The sequence below is a fragment of the Candidatus Acididesulfobacter guangdongensis genome (assembly GCA_004195045.1).
GTDB classification, from domain to species: domain Bacteria; phylum SZUA-79; class SZUA-79; order Acidulodesulfobacterales; family Acidulodesulfobacteraceae; genus Acididesulfobacter; species Acididesulfobacter guangdongensis.
The window spans coordinates 310,211-331,223 of record SGBC01000003.1 but is presented as its reverse complement, the minus strand read 5'-3'; the positions used below and the strand labels follow the sequence as shown (position 1 = coordinate 331,223).

Below are 21,013 nucleotides of genomic sequence, written 5' to 3'. Positions count from 1 at the left end.
CTTAATTATTTCTTTGTTAGAATTTTAATTTATTCTAAAATTATTTTAAAGATGAAGCAACTTTTGCAGCTACAGCAGCTCCTTCAACTATACAATTTTCTACATCCAACGGACCTTTATCTGCTCCGGCAATAAATATTCCGGCTTTAGAAGATTCATTAGGACTTAAAAAATCATCTTTTGGAGCCAAATAACCATACTCATTTTGTTTAATTCCGAGTATTTTAGCTGCTTCGATAGTTCCATCGCCAGGCGCTTGTCCTGCCGCTAAAATTATCATATCAACAGAATGTTGAATAGGTCTGTCCATGATAGTTTCTTCAGCTCTCAATGATAATTGCTGATTTTTCAGTGTTACTTCTGCGCCTCTGCCTCTCGTAAAAATAACTTCATATTCTTCCATAGCTTTTCCGTATAATTCTTCCCATCCTCTGCCAAACATTCTCATATCCATGTAATAAACATAAACTTCAGTATCAGGATATTTTTCTTTAATTTCAATAGCCTGCTTTGTCGAAACAACGCAGCCTACTCTGCAGCAATAAGGATTTCCGACCTGCTTATCTCTTGAACCGACACATTGAAATATTGCGACTTTTTTTGGAATTTTTCCATCAGACGGTCTTTTAAGTTCGCCTTTTGTAGGTCCACTTGGATTAAGCAATTCTTCCACTTCTGCGTTTGTGACAACATCTTTAAATCTGCTATAACCGTATTCCTGCTTAACAGTTGGATCAAAATGTTCAAAACCTGTTGCTACAACAATGGCGCCAAAAGTTTCTTCAGATTCGCCTTTTGAATTTTTGATTTTGACTTTAAACTCAGGAGCATTACCGGATAGTGCTGTAATTGTCGAGTGTTTATGAACTTTAATATTGGAATTGCTTTCTACATTTTTAATAACAGGGTCAAGAACTTCGCTTACTAAACGCATATCCGGCGCTAATTTATAATACTTGTGTTTTGCAACCTGTCCGCCGAGATAATCCTGTTTTTCAACCAATGAAACATTGTATCCCATTTCTGCTAATTCATGCGATGCTTTAAGACCTGTAACTCCTCCGCCGATAACTAAAACTGTTTTCACCTTAAAATACCTCCTTGTTAATAAATAATATATTTAAATAGTTTTTTGGCACTTACCCTATATCTAATGTCAGAAATTCAAATATAAGGCATAATCAACGATCGATGTAGCGAAACTAAACTTGCTACATCGAAAGCTCGCGCCATTTTTGAGAAAATTAATTTATTTATATTTGTTAATAATTTAAATATGTTAAGTTATACAATATACCTTAAAATATTTTATACCTCAAATCACATATATTAAATATTAAATTAATTATATGAAATTCCCATTTTATCAAGAAGCGGTTCTACAGGAGTAACGTGGAAATTTAATCCTGCTTCTTTAAACGGATGAGCTCCTAACGCCAATGCCGCAAGTTGAGAATAAAATATAACAGGATAATGATAATCCTCTCCGACAGCCTTCTGAATCCACTGTGTTTTATCAAAAGTTGTTCCGCATCCTGTGCAATTAACTAATATCATATCAGGATTAACTTCTTCTTTAATAGCTTTTAGTTTGATATTTTGAGCCGATCTAGTAAATTCTCTGTTAACGAGAATGTGTCTAAACCCAAATCCGCAGCACATAAACCATTTAGAATATTCTTCCATCTGAACGCCAAGCGTTGATGCAAGACCGCCGACAACGATAGGTCTTTTACCGCCTATTATATCATCTGAAACCTGTTTGAAGAAATGACATCCGTAATGTTCAACTCCAACTAATCCTTTAATTCCTTCAAGTCTCTTAGGATCTGCATTAGCTAAAATCTTATCTCTCAATGCATATGCAATTTCGCTGTCATGTACAATTTCTTCCGGTATTACCAATTCTCTGCCTAACTTTGCCAATATTTTTTTAACTTCATCTCTCAGTTCTTTATTGCCGACAAGTAAATGTCTCATTTCAAGATAATTTCCGAAACTTGTAACGCAATGAATCGTAAAGTTATAACCTTCTTCATAAGCTCTGTGCCAATTTCTTGCAGCGACAGCTCCGAGCTGAACCAAGTTTCCAAGACCGGATGCATGGTAATTCCAAGCAGTACAGGAAGTTTGCTGCATATCGTTATAGTATTTAATTCCAAGCTTGTCTCTATAGTAAAAATTAGATCTTGGAACGCCCGGCAAGTTTGCGCACTGTCCGCAGCTCTTATGCTGATAATGCATATCCAGAGGAATCTTCTTTTTAATTCCGTACATAACTTCTTCTTCCTTGTACGGTCCGATAATATGACCGATTTTAATTTCTCCTTCTTCTTCCAGCCTTTTCATTTCCGCTCTTATATCATGCACATGATAACTCATTCCTTTTCCATGATTAATGGCGGTTTTAACGTCGTTTATTTCGTAAGACATCGATAATGCCCTCCTTGTTAATTTAATATAGCTTTCTTTTAATGTAACGTTATTAATTATTAAGATATCTAAATTATCTATTAAATTATCTATAAATTGTACTATAAACTTAAATCTAAAATATTACTAATTTTTATTTTTTTAAACCAGTATAAATTTTCATAATAGCATGACTTACAAAAATTTATTAAATAAATAAGCGTTATATTTTATTTTCCTGCTGCAGCTAACTTAGCTTTTTTTTCTTCAATTCTGGCTTCCATTTCTTCCTTTTTATCTTCCATATCATCCTGCACTATGTCCACCAAAAACGGGAACACTGTTCCTACTTTTTCTAATGCGCCGCTTTCTTCCCAAATTCTTTGCATTTCATAAATTGTAAAATCTTCAGCTGCCCATGCTCTGTCAACAACATTCATTCCTGGAAATCCCTTAAAAAGTTCTTCTCTCATTTCCATTTTTTTTGAAGATAATTCAATCATCCTTGGACCCCAATCAGGAAAGGCATCAGGCGACAACATATCCGGCGCAAGCTGATTTCCGCGGGTTAAAACTAATTTTGCTATTCTTGTGTACCCGGCAAGAGCTTCTGCAGCTAATCCTTCCCTTACTGCAATTTCTCTCATAGTCATAACGATATCGGCTGCCGAATTTTCTTTAGGACATCTGTATTTGCAGCTGAAACATTGAGCACAGTTCCATATTTTGCTCTTCATGTATTCTTCAATAGTCTCTTCATCGCCCTCTATCATCATCTGACATACTTCGCGTGGAGAGTAATCATAAAAAGCGGCTGCAGGACAGTTTGCAACGCAAGTACCGCAATTAAGACAGCCGTGCAGAGATTCTTTAATTCGGAAATCTTTCATGATTTCTTTATAAAAATGTCCGCCTTTGGTACTTTCAATCTTCTCCGTAATCGGATTTTTTGCTTCTTCACTCATTTTAGAATATCCTCCTTATTCGTAATTCTTATTTAATTGTTAGACTGTTAACTATTAAAACAAAATAAATAAACTTACCGACCTGACTAAAAAACGGCGATAAGATTTTTAACTTTTATAACTACTATTGCTTGAAGCAGACTGAGATATTTTTAATTCTTTTAAATCGCTGGTTTTCTGAACATCCTTAATATCTTTTATAAGCTGGCTTATTTTGGTATTTTTAAGGAAATACCGCAATTTGTTGTCTTCCCTCTTAAAATCTACCATATTTGTATTTCTTAAAACCGATAAATGCTGAGAAATATTGGATTGAGACTTTCCTAACACCGAAGATATGTCGTTTACGCTAACTTCCTCATCGCAAACTATGCAAAGGATGCCGAGTCTTGTGGGATTTGATAATAATTTAAATATATTAGCTAATTCTTTACATTTATTATTTAAATTATTTTCGTTATCGCAATAATTTTGATTCACTTTTTAAAACCTGATTTTATGATTAAATAAAAAATTAATAAACTATTAAATTAAGTAATTATTAAATTTAATTTTTAATATCCGTATATTCTAAATATAGAATATACCAATCAGGTTTGTCAAGCAAAAAATAAAAATAATTTTTAAATAAAATTTAAATATATTTAACTTATTGTTTTTATAGGTATTAAAATTATAGATAATTATAAATATTAAAAACTAATATTTATTAGATAAACATTAGTTTTTCCGCTTGCTACATATAGATATATAATATTATACATTATATGATATGCGTCAAAAAAATAAAAGATTTATAAATCGGAATTTACAAATTAAGATTAATAATTGATTCTAAATGCGCTTTAAGAAATTTATTAGAATGAAAAAGTTCTGAAAATACGTCAACCATAGGAAACGGAGAATTCTTTATTTGATTCTGCATCATTTCATTGAAAAATTTTTTAGTTATTTTCAATGATTCAGCCGATAATTCGTTAAAATCATTTAAAAAATTATCAACATAACTATCAATATCTTCTTTTTTTAATACATTCGTTAAAAAACTGAATGAATGCATTTCTTCGGCAGAAAATCTTTTACCCGACAATGCAATTTCTTTTGCCTTTTGAGCGCCAATCAAAAAAATTAGCCTGCTTATTAATGCGGAAGGGGAAACGATGCCGCACCTGACGGAATAATCGGCAAACGTAGATTCAATTGTTGCAAATTTAAAATCGCAGGCAGCTGTTATGTCAAAACCTATGCCTGAAACTGTTCCTTTAATTTTTGCAATAACCGGAACTTCTATATTTTCGATATGATTAACCATTTTATTTAAAACAGTAGTAAAATATCTGGCGTCGTTTTTGTCTAAATCTTTAATTTTTTTAATAGAAGGACCTACGGCAAAATATTGCGGATTAGAGCTTTTTATTAATATAGCTCTTATGCTGTATTGTCCCGAAATTTGTTCCGTAATTATTTTAATAATTTCGTTCATTTCCTGTATGTATAATTCGTTTTTATCTCCAAAACTTAAATCTATAATGCCAATATTATTTTGAGTAATTTCAAAATTAACCGCCATAATTTTACTCCTTTATTATTTATTATAAATTTTCATGAGTTTCTTCTTTATGCCATGACTTTTTTTCAAACATATAGTAAATAACCGGAATAACTATCAGGGTCAGTATAGTAGATGCAAACATGCCGAAAATCAGCGACCATGCCAGTCCGTTCCACACAGGGTCGGTTACGAGTATTGCCGAACCGAATATGACGGCGAGCGCCGTAATTAGTATCGGTCTGAATCTCATAGAGCCGGCTTCCACTAGAGCGTCTATTATATCATAGCCTTCCTTTTTTTTATTAGTAATAAATTCCAGCAGCAAAAGAGAATTTCTTATAACTATTCCTGATAATGCAATTGCGCCTATCATCGACGTTGCAGTAAAATAAACGTTTATAATTGCAAAACCCGGCATTATACCTATCATTTCCAGAGGAATTGCGCCCATTAAAATTACAGGCAGCATAAATGAACCGGTATATCCTACTAAAAGAACATATATAAGTAAGATAGCGATTAGCATAGCAGCGCCTAACTGAGCAAAAACTTTTAAGGTTAAGTGCCATTCTCCGCCCCATCTAATATGATAACCAGCCGGCAAAGGATGCTTCAGGAAATGCAATATTAAGCTTATATTGGCATACATAGGGCTTCTTTTGACAACTTTGCCGTAAACATAAACTACCGGTTTTAAATCTCTGTGATAAATCATATTTGTTAAATATGCGTATTTAATCCTGACAACTGAATTTAAAGGTATCAGTTTATTTGCAGCAGGCGAAAAAATCCATATATTTGATAAAGAACCTACATTTTTTCTATAATTTGCAGACATTCTTAATAAAATATTAACCTGATGCAGATGATTTTTAATATGCAGCGTCCCTACCGGCATACCATAATTTAATAAATAGAGTGTCTTTGCAACCATTTCGGTATTTATTCCAAGTAAAGCCGCTTTTCTGCGTCTTAGTATGACTTCTATTTTTCTTATCGGTTTTTTATATGAAGAATTAACATCCGTCACGCCTTTAGTTAGTTTCATCTGCTTTTCAACTGCCGATGACAGCTTTTCCTGCTCATTATAATTGCTTCCGTAAATTTCTGCAACGATTGTAGATTTAACAGGGGGTCCAGGGGGACTCTCTAAAACTTTTATTGTTGCATCATATTTTTTTCCGATTTTATGCACTACCGGCAAAATATTTAAGACAAGCTGATGCGAAGACGTATTTCGTTTATTTTTATTTATAAGATTTACGCTTATTTCAGAAAACCAGCTCGCATTTCTGAAATCGGAACCCCTCAGCAAACCTGAAAAATTGATGACCGAAGGCGTTCCTACATCTACCGTATAGTTTTTAATCTGTTTTATTTTCTTTAAATAATTAATTACATTCATTGTTGCTAAATTAGTTTTTTCAAACGAAGAACCCTGTTTTGTATTTATAGTTATAAGAAAAGTGTTAGTATTGGCGACAGGCAGCATTTTAAATTTTACTAATTTAACAATAGGTAAGGAAATAGATGCAAAAAACAAAACGATTATAATTACCATAAAAACAACTCTTTTTTTCTTGCTTACAAGTAAAGGAGTAACAATTTTAGCATATAAATTACCTTTACCTTTTTTATTTTCAGCCTTTTTTTCCTTTTTTTTGAGAAGTTCAAATCCTCTGTTTGTCGCCATCAATTTTAGATAAAACCATGGAACGATGGATAATGCAATAAACAAAGACACAATCATGGATATAGGGACGTTAAACGGAATAGGTCTCATATACGGACCCATCATTCCCGTAACAAACAGCATAGGTATGAAAGAGGCTATTACGGCAAGTGTAGCAAAAAAATTAGGATTTCCGATTTCGTTGACCGCATCTACAACGTAAGTAGGCAATATATTTCTTTCCCGCGCAAAGACCCTTTCAATATTATCGACAACGACTATTGCATTATCAACCAATAATCCCAAAGCTAGTATGAGGGCAAACAACGTTATTCTATTTAATGTCTGATGAAATATAAATGCTATGCCGAGGGTCAGAAAAAGCATCAAGGGTATTGTAAAAGCAACTACAAGAGCTTCCCTCCAGCCTAATATCAAAAGAAGCAGCGTTATAACAATAGCAATACTTAAAATTAGTTCAAACAATAAGTTATTAACGGCATTATTTGCCTTTTTACCGTCATTTCTAGTTATAACATAGTGCACTCCGGCAGGCATAACGGTTTTGGCGATATAATGGAATTCGTTCAATACATTGTTTACCACGGTGACTGCATTTTTGCCGCGTCTTTTAGCAATAGCAATGGTTACTGCCGGATATAAACCTTTTAGTCCATGTACAATTTTATCATGAGGATTTATTTCAGAATAATTTTTCCCAAAACCGATTTCAGACAGAAAATGTAAGGATTTATATGTATATTTAATTTTTGCAATATTTTTTAAATAAACAGGATGTCCATGAAACACGGCAACAATAAAATTTTTGACGGAACCGACATGGTGAAAATAACCGCCCGCGGTAACAAATGCCTTTTTATTGTTATTCTGTAAAAACCCGACAGGCAGCGAAACATTTGTATTTTTCAATTCCTGCGCTACCGTCAGAGGAGAAATATTATATGCGCTCATTTTAACGGGATTCAGATATACATTGAGCTGTTTGTACCTTGCGCCGTTCAAAAATGTCACTCCGGTGCCATGAACAGCGTCTAATTTATTTAAAATCCTGTCTGCTATTGTGGTCAATTTACCGTTTGAAAATTTTTTGCTCCACAGCGTTATGTCAAGTATCGGAACATGATTTACATCAATAGGTTTAATCAAAGGACGCATTACGCCTTTAGGCATTTCATTAAGATTTGAAAAAACCTTATTGTAAACATCCACCAAACTCTGATTTCTGTCGGCATTCACATGAAACTGAACCGTCACTATAGACTCGGAATTCATAGAAATGGAATAAACATGCTTAACGCCTGGAATCTGCCACATCTTCCTTTCAAGCGGATCGCTGACTAAATTTTGAACCTCGTTTGCAGTAGCTCCTGGAAATCTGACAATAATATTTGCCGCAGGAACGATTATTTGCGGGTTATACTGCCTTGGGGTTAGCAAAACAGCAATTACACCGAAACCTATGATAAAAAATATCAACAGAAGCGTAATCTTATTTTCTAGAAAATATTCGGTTATTTTAGCGCTAAAATTTTTTTCCATATTTAAAAAGCTCCGACTTGCTATAATTATTAATGTGTTAATATTAAAAATTTTGCAGTTTTTTTGTTTTAATCTCCGCTTTATCCCTTTATTATTATTTTTAATCTCTATTTTCTATAATTCCTATCCTGCAAAGAGATAAAAAGAAAAATGGAAAATAAAATAAAATAAAATAAAATAAAATAATATAATATAAACTAAAATAAAATAAACTAAAATAAAATATTATACGGTCTTATCTTTGAAATATCGGCAAAACATAATCGCCGCCTTCTAGTTTGTTTATTCCTGAGGTTATTACCGTTAACCCGGGCTGCAAACCGTTTAGAATAATTATGTATTTATTGTTATAAACAGGACCTTTTTTTACAGGCTGGAACATTACTTTTCCCTGTTTATTCGCAATGTAAACACCGGATATGCCTAATTTTCTGAATATTGCCGATGCAGGAACAATCATAGCTTTTGTCTGTCCGATTTTAAAATAAGCTACTCCGTACATACCGGGCAATATATTTTCCGAAGAAGGATTCAATATTTTAATTCTTACCAATATAGTGTGAGAATAAGGATTTGCAGATTTTACCACCGTTATAATTCTGCCTTTTATTTTTTTATCTATAGAATTAATTTTTAAATTAACATTTGTATTTTTTAATAAAGTTCTATAATAATTTACATTAACATTTGTTTTAAATATTATTGAATTTACATTCTGTATAGTTAAAAGCATTTGACCCGGCGAAACTAGATTTCCTTCAGAAACATTTTTTTGTGTAATTTCGCCAGTAAGAGGCGAATAAATATTTTTATAGTCAAGATAGCTTAACGCCTCGTTCAAATTAGCTTTTGCAATCCTATAGCTCATATTTGCATTGTCAAATGATTGTTTTGATATGGAATTTTCTTTATACAGTCTTTTCATTCTTTCAAAAGTTGTTTTCGCGTTCAAATAATTAGCCTTTGCAGCAAAATATTTAGAACCTATCGCAGGAGCGCTGATTTTAAGGAGCAGCTCGCCTTTACGAACAAATTCGCCTGAATGAAGCGGGTCGTAAACGATATAGCCCATTATATGCGCGGATATTATACTGCTATTCGTAGAATAGACATTCCCGGGAGAATTTAAATACTTACTTATTATTTTATATCCCGTCTTTATAGCGGATACTTTAAATATATGTTTAGTCTGATTAATATGAATCTGTTTTTTGGCGCATCCGGAAAAAATAACCGGCAGCATCAAAAGCAAGAAGAAGGCAAATAAAAATTTTAAATCAAATCTTCTTTTGTAAGTTTTAATATTTAGTTTTGCCATAGTTTTTACCCCAGTAATGTTATATAATTTTTATATAATTTATTTTAATGTAATGCTCTATTGTAATAATATACCAGATTTCACGCATATAAGACAAAAAAATTTAATATACGACGCAATATATATATAAATATAAATATATGTATAATATAATTTATATTTTAAGATATGTCAATATTAAAGTTTTGCAAATTATACTATGCATTGCGCAGTTATGATATGCCGCCGCAAAAGGAAAAGGTGTCAAAGGAAAAGGTGTCGGATTTATTTTTTTGCATATAGAGTAGTTCAATTAACAAAGAAAATATTTGCAAAAAAATTAATCTGACACCTTTTCCGAGCAGATAACTTTCTATTGCAAGATTAAGGCTATATTGTAATCTTGCATCATACATTATTGTAATACATAGGTTTCAGTGCAATAAATATTTTAAATGGGAATGATAAACCGATAATAAGGTTTATTGTGTAGTTGCTTGCAGAATATTTCAATAAAGATACTAACCCAACTTTACCATAATTATGAGCAACACATTGATATTGCTATATTTATGAGGCAATAAAAATGTCCATAGGGACTAAAAAATAAAATATAATAATATTAATTGGCTATAATTTTAGAATAATAAAAGTGGTGAAATCGGGCGAAAAAGACATCAATTAAATATGCAGCTATATAAACGTATATCTGTATTACTGTAGTATTGCTGTAAATAACTGCAATAAATGAGGAACGGAAACAGATCAGATTAGCCAATTTATACGACGCGCACGTGAAAATTTTTTCCTTCCCATCTTTTACTTTCTGTCCAAAAAAACGTAAAGATTATCGTGCCGCCGTCTTTTATGTCTTCAGTATTAAGGTCTGCATAATAGATTCCAAGCCCTGAATCTGTCGTTTCTGTATTTTCAATTTTATTCCAGTTATCGCTGCTCCAGCAAATTGACGCCGGAGCCAGCGTTTCAATACGTAATGTGCTGCCGCAAGGCATATTGCCGAGTCTGTGGTTAAAGCGCCACTGCATTAACTTAGAGCTTATATTATTCTTTAAATAACGGTTGGCAGTCTGAGGCGGCATATCAAAGACTCTTTCTTCGGTAATAGAACGGACTAATTTTAAATATTCCGCATGCGCCCACACTAAAGGCATCGCAGAACCTGTCGGATGACCAAAAAAAAGACCGCGCTCCGGAATATCAGGACCGTCCCATACCTGTTCAGGCAGCAGTCCGCCGTCACTCGCAAGATTCTCCATAGTTTCAAGCAGTCTTACGGCTTCTTTAAAATTTCCGAGAGCTACATTATAGTGCGCCCTCTCGCCCGTAAGTAACGGCCATAATCGTCCTATGCCAGTGCCGTCAAAAGGACTGCCGTCTGCGTGTTCGCCGTAGCCGTCGTCATTATAACGGTGCCAGCACGGACCTGCGGGGGTTTCTACTTTGAGTAAAGAATCTATAACCTTCAGCGTATTAATTATGCGCGGGTCGTCTGCTTTGCGTAAACCAAAACGGACTAACGCCGTAATATCAGTGCACACTACTGCATCTGCAGACATATGGCTTGAAGCCGGCGGACGATTTTTAATAGGAATATACTCATCGCCGTTTTCAAAATCTGCGGCGGTAATTCTGACGTAATAGCCCTCCACGCCGATTTTTTTTGCAAGTTCCGTATTTTTAACATAAAGCCAGCGGTCAATACAGGAGTACCATATGTCGGCAGTTTCACGTAAATATGGTGCAATGTGCCCGTCTCCAGCCAATTCGGCAAGCTCGGCTCCCGCAATAAGCGCCGCAATTTCCGATGCAATAGTAAAAGGCGTATATCCGCCGTCCTCTTCCCACCTGTCCTGCTGAGTAACCGGTCCGTTTTTTGCTATATATATGAGCGCTTTTTTGAGCATAGGCCAAAAACGATTAATGTCGTTATCTAAAAGAGCATTTTCACGTCTGGCAAGGTCAAAAAGCAATATAGGCAAAGCTGTTTCGTCCATCTGCACGCCGCCCCAGTATGACAAACCGTCAATCCACATATTTTGAGGCCAGTGCCCGTCGTATTCCTGAGTAGCTTCAAGATAAACAAGAGAGCCGCGCACATCTGTTTTTATATCAGCCGCAAGAAGACCGCCTGCTGATTCTACCATATCCCGCGGCCATACTAAGTGATATCCGCCAAGGTCTCCGTCTCCTTTAGAAAAACCCCACGGAACTGCAAGACTGGCTAAAATCGCTCCCGGAATATTTTTTGACTGATGAACACGAATTACCATAGCGCTTGTTGAAAAAAGTTTGCGATCTTCTGCTTGCAAAATTGATTCTTGCCAGCGCAGCCACGGTCTGGAGTATGAATTAAGCAGAGAATCAAATCCTTCATTGAGGGACGCTCTTGACAGAAGCGCTGCTTCTACCGGATAATGACTGAATCCAAGCGCTAAAACAAAAGTACAGTCTTTTAGATTTTTTAAATCTATCTCGCCGGTAAGGGCAACATTGCCGTTTTCTGCTCTGTTGTAATAAGAAGTTAGACTGCGGTGTCTGATTAAATCCTGCCAGCCGTCGGAAACACCGACAAAACCGACCGAACAGGTTTTAAATCCGGTATTGCTCATAAGGCAGATTGCATTAGCCTTGCGCGAAGCAAAAAGTCCGGTTATTCCTTTATATGTATCTACCCATGCAGTATTTCCGGCTCCGTGATTATCTAAATGCGAAGCGGCAATAGCATAAAGCCTGTAATTCCCAGGTTTTAAAGCAATAAATCTTACTCTTAAAAGAACTACCGTTCTGTCAGGGTCGGCTATTATATCCTTTTCTATTCTGTAGCGTTCTGCTGTGCATCGGCTTTCAATATGATAGGCTGGCACACCGGAATTAATATACGTTGTAGTGTGAACCGAATGGCGCTTTTCTTCGGAAAAAAATCCATCGTCGGCGGTGACAATAAAACCTAAATCTCTAATAGCAGCCTGGTCTATAACCGGAGAATAAACCTCATTTAGTATACCGTGAGAGATGGTAAACCACACCGGACTGCCGTTTAAAGCCGTTCCTATGCCGCTTTTATTCGCGCTTGTCCAGCGTCCCGGAATCCCGGGCCACCCGGGAGCAAATACTGTATCCGCCATTTTTAACCCCTCTTGTCTGTTTATATTGAATATTATTTATATATGCAGTATGTGTGCTATATGCCGGTATGACATATTTTACTTACATATTTTGTTTACATATTTTGCATAATTTATTTAAGAGATGTATTCTCTTAAATAAAACAGATATGAACACGCGGCGTTAAATAATAAATCAGCCGCCATGGGTAAAATTGGCGTAGTCTATCATAGCGCCGTCTACAAAGAGCGTGCTGCCTGTGATGTAAGAAGCATTTTCAGATACTAAAAAAGCGGCCGCTTTAGCGACTTCTTCGCGTTCGCCCAGTCTGCCGTAAGGAATTTTATCAATAAGGTCGGCAAGGGTATTTGCATTTCCCCAGACGCTTTGATTAATAGGAGTCTTAATAGCTCCTGGCGCTAAAGACATAACCCTTATTCCGGAAGAACCTACTTCCTGTGCAATAGTTTTTGTCAACATGGATAAGCCGGCTTTTGCCGCCGCATATCCGCTATAACCGCTCCATGGAATATTTTCATGAACTGACGTCATATTTAAAATAACCCCGCTTTTTTGAACCACCATATATTTAAGCGCTTCCCTGGCACAGTAATAAGGACCGAAAAGATTAATTTTAACAACTTTTTCCCATTCCGATATATCAGACTCCCAAACAAGAGCTCTGTTTCCATCAATTCCCGCATTATTAACAAGAATGTCAATTCCGCCGTATTGTTTAATAAATTTCTCAAACATCGCTTCAACCGATTTTGCGTCTGAAACATCGGATTGCAGCGTAAACACTTCGGCTCCCTTTTCTCTGATATTTGAAGCGATTTTTTCAGCGGCGTCAGGGTGCGAATGATAGTTAAGACCTATTTTTGCCCCGTCGGCAGCAAATTCTTTAGCTATAATTTCGCCAAGCCCCGAACTTGCTCCGGTAATTAAGGCTCTTTTACCTTTTAGATTTATATTCATTAATTTAGTCTCCATTATTACTACTATCGGAAAATTAGTGCCATCCGATTTTTTTTGCTGCATATTACTGCATAAATTTGCTTATTTTAGTTCTTGTATTTTCATCTACTTTGCTTAATCCCTCTTTTATGAATTTCATATCACGTTCGGCTAAATCTTTAGGAAGCGATGAAGAAACGCTTATTCTGAGTTTTAAAAACGATTTCAAGGTATCATCGTCTAAGCCAGATGCAAGTTTTAAATTGGTTTTGCAAAGATTTAGATACTGCGTATCAGACGCTTTTTCAGCCATTTCTTTAATAAGCTCTTTTAATGCGCCTGTTTTTTCCGCATCAGACATTGAAAGCAATGTTTTAAAAAGTTCCTGCATGCTGCTTTCTCTTTCTGCGTCGTTTAAAGAAGCAATTTTTAGAATATCAATCTTTTCCATACGAAAAACCTCCGTTTTTTATATCAATTAACTTATTATTATAATTATCTATTATATTAAAAGTGCGGCAGACATATTATAACACTACATTATAATACTATATTATAATATAGTAATTGTATGCTCTGCCATTATATTTATTAATTACATACTTGCATACAATGTTAGCATCGTAGAATATCATATAATGTATAAAAGTCTTACAGCAGTTTTCTTGCTGCTTTAGCAACGCCTTCGCTGCTTGTCGGATGCTGATTTGGAAGACTCGCTACTGTATGAACATCTAATGAATTCTGTATCGCAGTAACTAATTCGCCTATTAAAAGTTCAGCGTCTATTCCTATAACCCATGCACCGATAATTTTTAAAGTTTTTGCGTCAAAAAATTCTCTTATTTCCCCGTTTAGTTCGTTATAAATTTGAGCTTTCGCATCCACAACAAAGTCGTAGGAACATTCTAGAATATCAATACCGGTTTTCTCTGCCTGCGCCGGCAGAATACCTGCGTATGCAGCTTTTGGAAACGTAAAAACGGTAGTCGGCACTGCGTTAAAGTCCATATAGTCTATTGGAGTATTGCCGGCGAAAATATTATTGGCGCAGACTAACGACTGTCTTTCGGCGGAATGAAAAAGCATTGAAAGACCGTTCACATCCCCCGATGCGTAAATATGCGGAATATTAGTCTGAATAGCGCCGTTGATTTTTATCCTGCCTCTTGCATCAAAATCAATTCCTATTTTAACTGTTCCTTCAGGTATAACAGGTTTTCTTCCGTATCCCATAAGAACTAAATCGGCATTTATTGTTTTCAGAATACCGTCTTTCATATATGAAACATTGTAATTATAGCCGCCGTTCACGTCGGCTTTTTCTACTTTTTTAATTTCCGTTCCCAATTCTAACTTAATTTTAGGGTCCAATGAATTTTGGAGGAGCAAGGCAAATCTTTCATCCATAGCCGTAAGTATTCTTTTGCTTCTCTGAATGATTGTAACATCAACTCCAAGCTCACCGAAAAAAGTTGCGGTTTCAACGCCGATATATCCGGCTCCTAATATTGCTATCGATCTCGGAAGGGTTTTAATCTTAGTGTTCAGAATATACAAATCGGTGCTGGTAATACAGTGTTCAGCTCCATCTATCGGCAGAATATAAGGCTCCGCCCCGCTCGCAATTATAATATTATCAGCATGATACATTATTTCAGAATCTTCGGTAATAACTTTTACGGTATGCTTATCAACAAAAGAAGCGGTACCTTTAATAAGCTTTAAATTTTCAGACGCTTCTTCAAGTTCTTTGGCATGCTGAGCATATCTGAATTTCTGAACGTTATCTTTAAAATCAATAATTTTTGAGTAATCAAATCCGATATTATCGCCTTTTAAACCGAAATATTCCCTCTGTTTTGCAAGTTTATACACCTCTATAGCCTCTCTGACTGTTTTTGAAGGGACGCACCCCTGCTCTAAACAGTTACCGCTCATGACTCCTTTACTATCTATCATAACAGCTTTTTTTCCGGCCCTCGCAAGTCTGAATGCTGCGGGATATCCGCCGCCGCCTGCTCCGATAGTGAGTAAATCGACGTGTTCCATTAGCAAACCTCCCTAATTTTATATATTAAGTTTATCATTTCAATGATAAATAATGATAAGTCATAAAAACATCTAATTTTATTAGTATATCACAAGATAATATAAAAAAAATTAACATGAAACCTTTACTTTTATTAGTATATCACAAGATTCAACTTAACCAAACTTAACCGCCACGATACTAAATCTTTTAGGATTAATTAAAGGTATCAAAATAATAGAGTAGCAAAACGGAATTTATAAATATAAAGGCTCTGAAACAAGCGAACAGGTAAAAACCATTAACAATTTTTATACATTAAAAAAAGAGATGTTCGGTGCGTTGATTAATTTATCCGAACGACTGGGAATGGATTCCTATATCAATAAGTCTTAATTCATCGTCTAAAACATGATATATCAAAAGAAGGTCTTGCTCGAGCCATTGTCTTTGCCCTTATTAAGCCGGTCGTTTAATTCTTTGGTGAAAGCGTCTTCTTTCTCCATTGTTTTTGGATTTATCATTTGTTTATAAATTTTTTTAATTTCTTTTCGGAAAAAATCTCTTAATTCATCTACGGTAATATTAACCTTCTCAAGCGTCAATAGTCCTTCTTTATCGGCAGGTGAAACATTTAAATCATACATATTTTTAATTATATGATTTGCAAAAGAATTTCCGCTTGTTTTTATGATAGACAAGTAAGTTTCTTTCAAGTTACATTTTTTATTTTTAATCAGATAATATATATCGTAATAATCTCTTAATTTGTTTCTTTGGGAAATAATATCGCAATTTAATTTAAATATTGTGTCTATTTGCGCAGCTTTAATATTACCGGCAATTATATTGGGGATATCTTTGCTTAAAATATTTCTAACCGTTAAGTCGGGGACCACGAAAAAAGAAATTTTAACCCCTTTGATTTCATAGATTTGTTGGTAATCGTCTATATTTTCTCCATCTTCGGCAAAATCCATATATCCTGCTTCGTCATAAATTTTTTTAATACTAAAACTTTTTTTTCCTAAAGAATTTATAAAAAAATTTATGCCTACTTTATTAAGTTTCTCGCTTTGTATTATAAAATCGAGATCTTCGCTCTCCCTGTGGTTTAAATAAACTGCAAGTGCAGTTCCGCCTATTAAAGTATAATCCTTGAATATCGGATAATCTTTTATTTCATTGAGCAGATTAATTGCTTTTTGAGACTTGCTTGTATTCATCAAAAACCTCTTTGATAACATTAAATTGAAAATCAAGAAATGGAATGTTGCTTTTCTTGATGTAAGTCTTTATTTCATTATAATTTTTAAAAACCCTGTTAAAACCCCATTTTTTTACGCATAAAACAATATATTCAAATATGGTGGACTTTATTGCGGCGACAATTATAGCGTCTATTGGTGCCGGCATATCTGGACAACTCCAAAATAAAGATTCTAACCCTAAATCTTTGGGATATATTCTTTTTTCTTCCTTTTCTTCCGACATATTTTTCATAATTTTAGTTATATTATACAAAGATATTATCTATTTTGCCGTGTTTATTATATAGTTTTTGTTTTCCATGATTATATTATACTATATCCGACCTTATGTATCAAAGCGAGAAACTTATTTTTGCGATGTGGGGTTAAAAGACGAAATAAAAAATAATCTTTTGCTCAAGTCAGCAACGCTTCGCCGTTGCAATTTAACCTGCGGTGCTCTGGTTGGAAAAACTTATTTTTAATTTTATTTGTTTTTGCTTTTGTAAGTTTCGGATTTATTAGAAATTCCAATGCCGTATATCTTGGCAGTCCTAATAATGATGTATCGCATGCAGAAGCGTTTGCCGAGCAGATAGAACAATATGCCAGGCAGGGCTTGCAATACGCAGCGGAAGCGGCGCAGCTAAAAGCCCAGGCGCAAATGCTTGCAAGCAACCCCGGAGAAGTTCAAGGACAGCTGCAAAACTATAATGCGCTGGACAGCTCTTCCGGATTAAACGGCAATATTCAAACACAATTAAGCACAAGTTTAAATAGTCTTTCTAATGCGCAAGGACAAACACAGGCGCTTCAGGAGCAGAATCGTTTGTCGTCGGCGGAACATTACCGCCGTCAAGTTATGATTTGTACGGTAATAAATAAATTAAGATAGTCAAATATAAGAGGAAATTATTATGGCAACCAATAATGCTGCCCTATTTATAATAAATGCGCTTAAACACCCAACATCCGCTTTGGGTACCCAAACCGTCGGCGAACAGGCGGAAAGTCCCTTAAAGGAGGATGCCGTAAATATTTTAGACGACCGTTGCAAAACCGTTGCAGTGGACTATGAAGAGAAAATAGATAAATTATAAAAGCCTTATTTTAATGGCTCCCCGACGGATTCGAACCATCGACCCAGTGATTAACAGATATTTTTAAAAGAAAAATTAAACTTAATAAAACAACGGCATTTAGGCTTGCTTTCTATCTTTAACGGCTATTTTATTTTATCTATTGTATCTTGTTTTTATCCTGTTTTATTTTAATTTTATCATAATTTTATCATAGTTTTTGAAATTTATCCCAATTCGTAAAAGTTGTTAAAACCCTTTTGTTTTAAATGATTTTTTAATTTTTTATCGCCGGTTAAAAGCAGACCGTTTAAAAATGTAGACAATGCTACGAAAGGAGTATCTTTTTCATCTATGTCTTTTGTTAGAAGATAAGCTTTATTGAATATTTCTTTTGGAATAAGTTCTTCTTTAATAAAAGTAATTTTACTTAATATAGTTTCTAATTGGGATAGAATCTCATCTTCATTTAAATTAGAAATATTTTGTATTTTATCTTTATGCTTAAATATTTCTACAAAAAGAAAATTACAAGTATAAAACTCTATATGTTTAGAAAATAAAATAAACTTATATCTATTTTCTTTGCTTAAAAGGACAGAAAATAATATATTTGTGTCTATTATTACCTTAGGCTTCATCTATAAACCTGTTTTTGTTAGCCTTCCACCATGTTTCTGTAATTTCATCGGACAAAAAACTTATACCTTCTTCTGTTGCCTTACTTTTTTGCGACAACTCTATATTCGTTAAAAAATCTATGGTATTTTTATCGTAGCTGCCTATATTGAATTCCAAAATCACTTTATCGTCCTGCAATGTTGCTTTCATTTTATTTAACCTCTTATTTAACCTCGTTTAATTTGTAATTTAATTTGTTTATATTTATTTTTACTCTCTAACATATATATTATTACTTGTATTCATAAAAGTCAATCTTGTCCGGCAAGTCAGCTTCTGTTTGTTGCATAATGTCATCATATTCTTACATTTCAAAAATATTTTAATTATTTTTAAGTTAGTTATACATAAACATTATAATAGTTATTAACATTTTTTTTTATTATTTGATTTATTAAATAAAATATAATACAACATATTAAAATGAATAATTTAAGATAAAGAGAATGACTTTTTATTATTAAATTAAATTAAATTAATTATCAAAAGAGGAAGAAAACGAAAAATAATAAAAAAAATTATCATAATTTTATCATAATCGACAAAAATGATAATTCGGCGAAGTCTTAAAAGCCTTATTTTAATGGCTCCCCGAGACGGATTCGAACCATCGACCCAGTGATTAACAGTCACTTGCTCTGCCGGCTGAGCTATCGGGGAATGAATAAAGAATGAATAGTATTATTTTATTTCTAAGCGATTAGATAAGTATAATTAAAAAAAATTATCATGTCAATATTTTTTTATGTTGATGTAAATTTTATTTTAATTAATTTTTATTTAATTATACAACTTGATTATAAGTTGAATTAAGCAAATAAAAACCCGCCGAAAAAATATTTTTAATAATTCGGCGGGTAGGAGGACATTAAATAAGGAGTTTGAAGATGAAAAACATTAAGCACAAGTCTTAAATCTAACTAATTTATCTCATCTCACTTATTAATTATATTATAATATATGATTATATAAATGTCAAAATATATTTTGATACCGTTCTCGTACGGTACGCGGTACGCTGCGGTAGAAATAAAATAACGTTTCCTTTATTCTATGAAGAACAATGCACCGCTATAATTCATCGTTATAATATGATAAAGCTATGAATATTCTTCATAAATTTTTAACCTTGAATCTAAAAAATTGTTTAAAAAAATAATAAATATTCTCAATCTTTTATTTATATTGCGTGTATGCAATTCAAATTGTATTTTATGTTTTTTTTTGATATATTTTATAATCGCATGACGATTTATAATTTACATTTAAAATTTATATTTATAATTTATAATTTTATTTTTTTATTTAATTTTTAAAAGAGAGGGATATTATGCCTTTTATATCTATTAAAATGCTGGAAGGAAGAACAAAAGAGCAAAAAGAAAGATTAATCAAATCAGTATCTAAATCTGTTGCTGAATCATTAGACTTGGATATATCGCACGTCTGGGTTGCGATAGAAGATTTCCCAAAGGATGAATGGGGAATGGGAGGAGTCCTTGCTTCAGAAAAAAATAAAAAATAATATAAAATAAAAAAATAAAAATATGCTCTTATCTGAAATTAAAAAAGAAACCGATAAAAAACCCCATGTTTGCGCATCTATAGGAAAAGTAGAACTATCTAAAGTTATTTCTGTTATGGAAGATGCTGCAAACAATAATTTTTCATGTGTTGAAATAAGATTTGACCTTTTAATAGACCTTCAAGAAGAATTACTTTTCAACAAATATCTTCCTGAAATAATTTCATGCAGCGAAAAATTTAATTTGCCTGTCATAGCAACTAGAAGAAACATTTACAATAAAGACGACAAAAATAATTTGAACAGCATAAATAAAGAAGCAAAAAACGACTGCAAAAATTATACCGCAAATATTGAAAATATAAATAAAAATACAGCTGAATACAAATTAGCCGCAGCAAATAAATTATCCTTTTTAAATAAACTTATAGACAATGGAATAAAAACGGTTGATATCGAACAAGATACAATAGAGCCTTATTTGATTGCCGAATTTATAAAATTTGCGCATAGCAAAAATTCTGAGGTTATTTTATCGGTGCACGATTTCAACTCTTTTATTAATTTAAAAAAAGCAATGCAATTCTATATTGAAGCAAGCTATATGAAAGCAGATTTTTTTAAAATGGCGGCGCTTATTGCGTCAAAACAGGAAGTGCTTGATATATTATCTATTTGTAATAAAATAAACGAATTAAGAAATTCGGATATTGGAAATTATCCTGAATTTATAATTTTCGGAATGGGAGATAAAGGAAGATTAACCCGCATTCTCTCATTGAATTACGGGTCTTTTTTGTCATACTGTTCAATAAACGATGGATTGCCCACCGCTCCGGGTCAGGTAGATATCAATACATTTAATAGAATTTATGAATCTTGCAATTTTAGTATTTTGTAATTTC

The 21,013-nt window shown here is 33.6% G+C and carries 18 protein-coding genes, 1 tRNA gene and 1 pseudogene; 4 read left to right on the top strand and 16 right to left on the bottom strand.

Going from position 1 to position 21,013, the window contains the following annotated elements; genetic code table 11:
* Positions 1-40 precede the first annotated feature (40 nt).
* The 13 genes and pseudogenes from EVJ46_07850 to EVJ46_07790 form a co-directional block, all read right to left on the bottom strand.
* Positions 41-1,120 carry a CoB--CoM heterodisulfide reductase iron-sulfur subunit A family protein gene (locus EVJ46_07850; protein RZD16093.1) on the bottom strand — a complete coding sequence of 360 codons (1,080 nt, stop codon included), beginning with the start codon at positions 1,118-1,120 and terminating at the stop codon, positions 41-43.
* 221 nt (positions 1,121-1,341) lie between these two features.
* Positions 1,342-2,433: a heterodisulfide reductase subunit B gene (locus tag EVJ46_07845; GenBank protein ID RZD16092.1), complete on the bottom strand. Its 1,092-nt coding sequence runs from the start codon at positions 2,431-2,433 to the stop codon at positions 1,342-1,344.
* Between the two features lie 209 nt (positions 2,434-2,642).
* On the bottom strand, positions 2,643-3,377 hold the full coding sequence (locus tag EVJ46_07840) for a 4Fe-4S dicluster domain-containing protein (GenBank protein RZD16091.1): 735 nt from the start codon (positions 3,375-3,377) through the stop codon (positions 2,643-2,645).
* Between the two features lie 108 nt (positions 3,378-3,485).
* On the bottom strand, positions 3,486-3,857 hold the full coding sequence (locus tag EVJ46_07835) for a transcriptional regulator (protein RZD16090.1): 372 nt from the start codon (positions 3,855-3,857) through the stop codon (positions 3,486-3,488).
* Positions 3,858-4,185: 328 nt separating this feature from the next.
* Positions 4,186-4,947 carry an enoyl-CoA hydratase/isomerase family protein gene (locus EVJ46_07830; GenBank protein ID RZD16089.1) on the bottom strand — a complete coding sequence of 254 codons (762 nt, stop codon included), beginning with the start codon at positions 4,945-4,947 and terminating at the stop codon, positions 4,186-4,188.
* 22 nt (positions 4,948-4,969) lie between these two features.
* The gene (locus EVJ46_07825) at positions 4,970-8,161 is read right to left on the bottom strand and encodes an efflux RND transporter permease subunit (GenBank protein ID RZD16088.1); all 3,192 of its coding nucleotides are present in this window, start codon (positions 8,159-8,161) and stop codon (positions 4,970-4,972) included.
* Between the two features lie 235 nt (positions 8,162-8,396).
* A complete protein-coding gene (locus tag EVJ46_07820; protein RZD16087.1) occupies positions 8,397-9,479 on the bottom strand; it encodes an efflux RND transporter periplasmic adaptor subunit in 1,083 nt (360 codons plus the stop codon).
* A gap of 758 nt (positions 9,480-10,237) precedes the next feature.
* A complete protein-coding gene (locus EVJ46_07815; protein ID RZD16086.1) occupies positions 10,238-12,604 on the bottom strand; it encodes a glucan 1,4-alpha-glucosidase in 2,367 nt (788 codons plus the stop codon).
* A gap of 175 nt (positions 12,605-12,779) precedes the next feature.
* On the bottom strand, positions 12,780-13,562 hold the full coding sequence (locus EVJ46_07810) for a glucose 1-dehydrogenase (protein ID RZD16239.1): 783 nt from the start codon (positions 13,560-13,562) through the stop codon (positions 12,780-12,782).
* Positions 13,563-13,626: 64 nt separating this feature from the next.
* On the bottom strand, positions 13,627-13,992 hold the full coding sequence (locus tag EVJ46_07805; protein RZD16085.1) for a dehydrogenase: 366 nt from the start codon (positions 13,990-13,992) through the stop codon (positions 13,627-13,629).
* Between the two features lie 200 nt (positions 13,993-14,192).
* The gene (locus EVJ46_07800) at positions 14,193-15,593 is read right to left on the bottom strand and encodes a dihydrolipoyl dehydrogenase (protein RZD16084.1); all 1,401 of its coding nucleotides are present in this window, start codon (positions 15,591-15,593) and stop codon (positions 14,193-14,195) included.
* Positions 15,594-16,163: 570 nt separating this feature from the next.
* Positions 16,164-16,820: pseudogene (locus EVJ46_07795) on the bottom strand (hypothetical protein).
* Positions 16,768-17,076, bottom strand: coding sequence for a hypothetical protein (locus tag EVJ46_07790; protein ID RZD16083.1), 309 nt, complete (start codon positions 17,074-17,076; stop codon positions 16,768-16,770). Before EVJ46_07790 ends, EVJ46_07795 begins: the two are co-directional and overlap by 53 nt.
* Positions 17,077-17,262: 186 nt before the next feature.
* Here EVJ46_07790 and EVJ46_07785 point away from each other — a divergent pair, with 186 nt between their 5' ends.
* Complete coding sequence (locus tag EVJ46_07785; GenBank protein RZD16082.1) at positions 17,263-17,718, top strand: hypothetical protein; 456 nt, start codon at positions 17,263-17,265, stop codon at positions 17,716-17,718.
* A gap of 22 nt (positions 17,719-17,740) precedes the next feature.
* On the top strand, positions 17,741-17,923 hold the full coding sequence (locus EVJ46_07780; protein ID RZD16081.1) for a hypothetical protein: 183 nt from the start codon (positions 17,741-17,743) through the stop codon (positions 17,921-17,923).
* Between the two features lie 206 nt (positions 17,924-18,129).
* Here EVJ46_07780 and EVJ46_07775 read toward each other — a convergent pair whose 3' ends face one another.
* The 3 genes from EVJ46_07775 to EVJ46_07765 all read right to left on the bottom strand — a co-directional run bounded on the left by EVJ46_07775 (position 18,130) and on the right by EVJ46_07765 (position 19,243).
* Entirely contained in the window at positions 18,130-18,543 is a 414-nt protein-coding gene (locus EVJ46_07775; GenBank protein RZD16080.1) for a DNA-binding protein, read from the bottom strand.
* Positions 18,533-18,733: a hypothetical protein gene (locus EVJ46_07770; GenBank protein ID RZD16079.1), complete on the bottom strand. Its 201-nt coding sequence runs from the start codon at positions 18,731-18,733 to the stop codon at positions 18,533-18,535. Before EVJ46_07770 ends, EVJ46_07775 begins: the two co-directional genes overlap by 11 nt.
* A gap of 434 nt (positions 18,734-19,167) precedes the next feature.
* Positions 19,168-19,243, bottom strand: a tRNA-Asn gene (locus EVJ46_07765).
* Between the two features lie 670 nt (positions 19,244-19,913).
* On the opposite strand from EVJ46_07765, the gene EVJ46_07760 reads away from it, so the two are divergent.
* Positions 19,914-20,108: a hypothetical protein gene (locus EVJ46_07760; GenBank protein ID RZD16078.1), complete on the top strand. Its 195-nt coding sequence runs from the start codon at positions 19,914-19,916 to the stop codon at positions 20,106-20,108.
* Positions 20,109-20,130: 22 nt separating this feature from the next.
* Positions 20,131-21,009 carry a type I 3-dehydroquinate dehydratase gene (locus EVJ46_07755; protein ID RZD16077.1) on the top strand — a complete coding sequence of 293 codons (879 nt, stop codon included), beginning with the start codon at positions 20,131-20,133 and terminating at the stop codon, positions 21,007-21,009.
* Positions 21,010-21,013: the final 4 nt, after the last annotated feature.